The sequence below is a fragment of the Sphingomonas bacterium genome (assembly GCF_903643065.1).
Taxonomy (GTDB): domain Bacteria; phylum Pseudomonadota; class Alphaproteobacteria; order Sphingomonadales; family Sphingomonadaceae; genus Sphingomonas.
In genome coordinates, this window is sequence record NZ_CAHJWX010000248.1 from 1 (window position 1) to 4350 (window position 4350).

The window sequence follows — 4350 nt, forward strand, 5'->3', positions numbered from 1 at the left end:
GGACCCGGCGCGGCCGGCGGCGGTGCGCGCGCGGATCCCGGCGCTGGCGCACCGGCGTCCGATCCCGGTGGTGACGCGGGCGTGATCGTGTTCGATCTGCGTTGCGGCGCCGGCCATGTGTTCGAGGCCTGGTTCGGTGGCACCGCCGACTGGGAGCGCCAGCAGGCCGCCGGTCAGGTCGCCTGCCCGATCTGCGGCGACGGCGCCGTCGAGAAGGCGGCCATGGCCCCGGCCGTGTCCGCCAAGGGCAACCGGGCCCCGGCGCCCGCCGCCGTCAAGGCGATGATGAAGGCGCTCGCCGCCGAACAGGCCAAGATGCTCAAGGACTCGACCTGGGTCGGCGGGCAGTTCGCCCACCGCGCCCGGGCGATGCATGCGGGGGACGAGGCGCACCGCGTCATCCACGGCCAGGCGACGCTCGCCGAGGCCCGGGCGCTGGTCGACGACGGCGTCCCGGTCGCGCCGCTGCCGCTGCCGGTCACCCCGCCCGAGCGGTTGAACTAGATCGCGACAGCGACCAGCGCCACGTAACGATCCGGCCCGAGCACTCGGGCATAGTCAAGATAGAGCGAGATCGGTTCCTGGTTGAGACGATCCGGTTGCTTGGCATAGACCTCACGCAGCACTTGCTCGACTTCGGGGCCGTTGACCTTCACACCGTAAGCGTCCCAGTCGATGATCTTACCACCGAAACGGCCGCTGTCCGCCATCCAGCGGATCGCCATCCAGAGCTCGTAATCGTGTACGTCGGGAAGCGTGCCTGAGGCGGGGATGTTGCCGCCATCTGGCAGTTGCCAGTCGAGCTCTGCTTGCGGACCGAGCGCGCCCAGATAGCACCATTTCTGGGCCACCAGTTAGGCGGCCGAGATAGAGCGTGGAACCATAGGCAACCGTTGATCGTCCGTGACCTGCGCGGCTGCCTTCCTGATCTGCTTCGCGTTGAGCGATCGCTGCCGGTGAAACACTTCGGGCAGCAGCTTGAGCGCGATCGCTTGCGGGCCGTTGAAGACGACGGTACCGGTAGCCTTGTCCAGATCGAGGTCAAAGAAGAGCAGGTGATCCGCCGTAGCATCCGGGACTTGCCTAAACGCCGGGCCGCCGCCGGTAGTCGTGACTTTCACCTGCACGGAACGACCATCGGGGGAGGTACCATCAACGCCCGCGCCGCCACGACGATCGAGCGTGATGCCGAACAGCTCGACCGCGAGCGCTTCGCCCAAATCGCCCACTAGGTTGCCGTCCAGCGTGAACGTAAGCCGACCCGCTACATGATGCCCGCCCAGTATAGGGGCATAGTGGTCACGCAACTGATTTCGTGCCTTGACCAGATTAGCTATCAGCGCAGGCAACGGAAACGTCACCTGAGCGGACTCTGCCGGTTTATGCTTTTCGCTCATGCGAACTCCCTCCAATATCACCGCACGAGCATCGTGCGGGTGAGACAAGTGAACTTCGTTCGGTCGGCACGTCAACTACTCTGCAGTGGTTGACTTTGAGGTGTCGTTGCGCGGGAGATCGCTTAAATGCCGATGCTGGTGCCCACCGCCGCGTTGACCAGCCCGCCATCCACCACGATCGTGTCGCCCACCACATAGTCGCCGGCGCGCGACGCCAGGAAGATCGCGGTGCCGGCCATGTCCTCGTCGGCGCCGATGCGCCGCGCCGGGATGGAGCGGGCGACATCGGCGCCATGGTCGCGCGCGGCGCGGTTCATCTCGCTGGCAAAGGCGCCGGGCGCGATGGAGGTGACGTTGATCGCGTCGCCGATCAGCCGCGCGGCCAGTCGCTTGGTCAGATAGATCAGCGCCGACTTGGAGGCATGGTAGCTGTACGTTTCCCATGGATTGAGCCGCAGTCCGTCGATCGAGGTGATGTTGATCACCTTGGCCGGCCGCTCGCGCGACGCCGCCGCCTTGAGCGCCCCGTGCAGCGCCTGGGTCAGGAAGAAGGGCGACTTGACGTTCAGGTCCATCACCTTGTCCCAGCCCTGTTCGGGGAACTCCTCGAACGGCACGCCCCACGCGGCGCCCGCGTTGTTGACGAGGATGTCGAGCCTGCCCTCGCGCTCGGCGAACGCGGCGGCGAGCGCCCGACAGCCCGCAACCGTGGACACGTCCTGCGGCAAGGCAATGCAATTGGGACCCAGCTCGGCAGCCGTTTCCTCGCATGCGGCCGCCTTGCGCGACGAGATGTACACGGTGGCGCCCTGCGCGACGAAGCCGGCCGCGATCATCTTGCCGATCCCGCGCGAGCCGCCGGTGATCAGCGCCACGCGGCCGTCGAGCCGGAACAGGTTGGTGGTGTCCACGCGATACTCTCCTTGGTTCCGGTCTCGCCGTCGCGGGAGGGGGCGAATGTTTTGGATCGAGGCTGATCGACGGTAGCGCGTGCCTGCCATTGCGCAATTACCTTCTCCACGCGGTCGAGTCGGCGGCCGTCGCCGACCCGATCGGCCGGCTGAACGGGCGTTCATCCGCCCGGCGAAACGACTCATCGCCAATGACTTGGCGACCCCCGCGCCGCTGGCTAGCGATACTGCAATAGCAATCCTGAGCCGGGGGGTTCACTTGCGTCTTGGTCGTCTGACAGCGCGTTTCGCGCTGGTATTTTCCTGCGCCCTGATGGCGGCTGGCCCGGCGCAGGCGCAGTTCTGGCAGTGCGCGCCATTCGCGCGCATGCTGTCCGGCATCCAGCTACGCGGCAATGCCAGCAGCTGGTGGGCACAGGCGGCCGGCCGCTACCTGCGCGGGCATCTGCCGCAGGTCGGCGCGGTGCTTGCCTTTGATGCGACGCAGCGCATGCGCGTCGGCCATGTCGCGACCGTCAGCCGGGTGGTGAGCGACCGCGAGGTGCTGCTGACCCATGCCAACTGGTCTCGGCGCGGTCAGGTCGAGACGGACGCGCGCGCGATCGACGTGTCGGCGGCGGGGGACTGGACGCGGGTGCGCGTGCAGTTCGGCGGCGCGATGGGCACGTCGAGCTACCCGACCAGGGGCTTCATCTACGCGAGCCGCGCGATCGCGGCGACCGACGGCGCCGCCGACGCGGGCTGACGATCAGGTCGCTCGGAAGGTCATCGCCACGCCGTCCATGCAATAACGCTTGCCCGTCGGCTTGGGCCCGTCGTCGAAGACATGGCCCAGATGCCCGCCGCAGCGGCGGCAGTGAACCTCCGTCCGCTCCATCAACAGCGAGGTGTCGTCGTGGGTGCGGACCGCGTTGGGCAGCGGCGCCCAGAAGCTGGGCCAGCCGGTGCCGCTGTCGAACTTGGTGTGGCTGGTGAAGGCCGGCAGGCCGCAGCCCTTGCACGCGAAGACGCCGGCGCGGTGCTCGTTCAGCAGCGGGCTGGTATAGGGCTGTTCCGTGCCCTCGTGGCGCAGCACGTCATAGGCGGCGGGCGCCAGCCGCTTGCGCCACTCGGCGTCGGTATAGCTGATCTCGAACCGCTCGGCGGCCACCGCGGCGCCGCCGCGACAGCCCCATAGCGCGGCGCCCGCGACGCCCAGCGCGGCGGTCTGCATGAGGTGGCGACGGTCGATCATGGGGAAGGCTCCTTGCCTGTCCAATATAGGTTGTCCGGTCGCGCGAAGGAGGGGGTGACTATCACGGGCGCCGCCGCCACCAGCGCCCGCCCGGGCTGCCCGATTGCAGCACCCCGCGCCGGAACGCCCGCGCGCCCAGCCGGATCGAGATCGTCACCCACAACAGCTGCCAGGCGAGCGCGGCGAGATGTCGCCAATGGCCGGGCAGTGCGGCGGCATGACCCGCCATCGCGAAGGAGGAGGAGAAGGGGAACAGCTCCACCGCCGTCTGGAACCAGGTGCCCGGATGCGCCTCGGCGGCGACCGACAGGCCGAACATGCCGACCTGGAGCAGCGTGACGGGCAGCGACATCAGCTGGATCTCGCGCATCGTCGTCGCCTGCGCGCCCAGCCCCAGGAAGACGGAGCCGAGCAGCAGGAAGGCGGTGGCGAAATAGGCCGCGAACAGCAGCGCGAACGGCGCGGCGCCCACCGCCGGGCTCAACTCGTGCAGCGCCGCCGCGAAGCCGGGCGAGGCGGCGGGGCCGAGCACGCCCAGGATGATCCCCCAGAAGCCGATGAACAGCACCGCGACGCCGAACATGCCGAGCAGCTTGCCCAGGAACACGCTTTCCAGCGGCACGGCGGCGGCGAGGATCTCGATCACCTTGTTGTTGCGCTCCTCCGCCATCGTGCCGATCACTTGGCTGGCCAGCAGCAGCGTCAGGAAAAACACGCCCAGCGACGCGAAGAAGGCGGACTGGTGCCGCCCGCCCTGCGAGGCGCCGACACGCGCGACGGGCGAGCGGACCGCGTCCACCCTTGGCGG

At 68.5% G+C, this 4350-nt stretch carries 7 protein-coding genes; 2 read left to right on the forward strand and 5 right to left on the reverse strand.

The genetic code is table 11. From position 1 onward, the window contains the following. Positions 1-81 precede the first annotated feature (81 nt). Positions 82-504 (forward strand): DUF1178 family protein, encoded by a 423-nt coding sequence (locus HUU95_RS09540; RefSeq protein WP_174279901.1) that lies wholly within the window; start codon positions 82-84, stop codon positions 502-504. Here the strand turns inward: HUU95_RS09540 and HUU95_RS09545 are convergent. From HUU95_RS09545 to HUU95_RS09555, 3 genes are all read right to left on the reverse strand, one after another. Next, entirely contained in the window at positions 501-851 is a 351-nt protein-coding gene (locus HUU95_RS09545) for a hypothetical protein (RefSeq protein WP_174279902.1), read from the reverse strand. The two genes, HUU95_RS09540 and HUU95_RS09545, sit on opposite strands and share 4 nt — an antisense overlap. A 3-nt stretch (positions 852-854) precedes the next feature. Further along, positions 855-1397 (reverse strand): DUF6998 domain-containing protein, encoded by a 543-nt coding sequence (locus tag HUU95_RS09550; RefSeq protein ID WP_174279903.1) that lies wholly within the window; start codon positions 1395-1397, stop codon positions 855-857. A 122-nt stretch (positions 1398-1519) separates the two neighbouring features. After that, entirely contained in the window at positions 1520-2308 is a 789-nt protein-coding gene (locus HUU95_RS09555) for an SDR family oxidoreductase (RefSeq protein ID WP_174279904.1), read from the reverse strand. A gap of 313 nt (positions 2309-2621) precedes the next feature. Between HUU95_RS09555 and HUU95_RS09560 the strand changes: the two genes are divergently transcribed. After that, entirely contained in the window at positions 2622-3053 is a 432-nt protein-coding gene (locus HUU95_RS09560) for a CHAP domain-containing protein (RefSeq protein ID WP_174279905.1), read from the forward strand. Between the two features lie 3 nt (positions 3054-3056). Here the strand turns inward: HUU95_RS09560 and msrB are convergent, their stop codons facing one another. Together msrB and HUU95_RS09570 are read right to left on the reverse strand one after the other, a co-directional pair. Continuing rightward, a complete protein-coding gene (gene msrB / locus HUU95_RS09565) occupies positions 3057-3542 on the reverse strand; it encodes a peptide-methionine (R)-S-oxide reductase MsrB (protein ID WP_174279906.1) in 486 nt (161 codons plus the stop codon). Positions 3543-3603: 61 nt separating this feature from the next. After that, a partial coding sequence (locus HUU95_RS09570; protein WP_174279907.1) for an ABC transporter permease occupies positions 3604-4350 on the reverse strand: 747 nt, incomplete at its 5' end.

Bases quoted from the DNA above. Each gene is read 5' to 3' on its own strand.
- HUU95_RS09550 (WP_174279903.1), bottom strand. From the start codon at position 1,397: ATGAGCGAAAAGCATAAACCGGCAGAGTCCGCTCAGGTGACGTTTCCG.
- HUU95_RS09560 (WP_174279905.1), top strand. From the start codon at position 2,622: ATGGCGGCTGGCCCGGCGCAGGCGCAGTTCTGGCAGTGCGCGCCATTC.
- msrB (WP_174279906.1), bottom strand. From the start codon at position 3,542: ATGATCGACCGTCGCCACCTCATGCAGACCGCCGCGCTGGGCGTCGCG.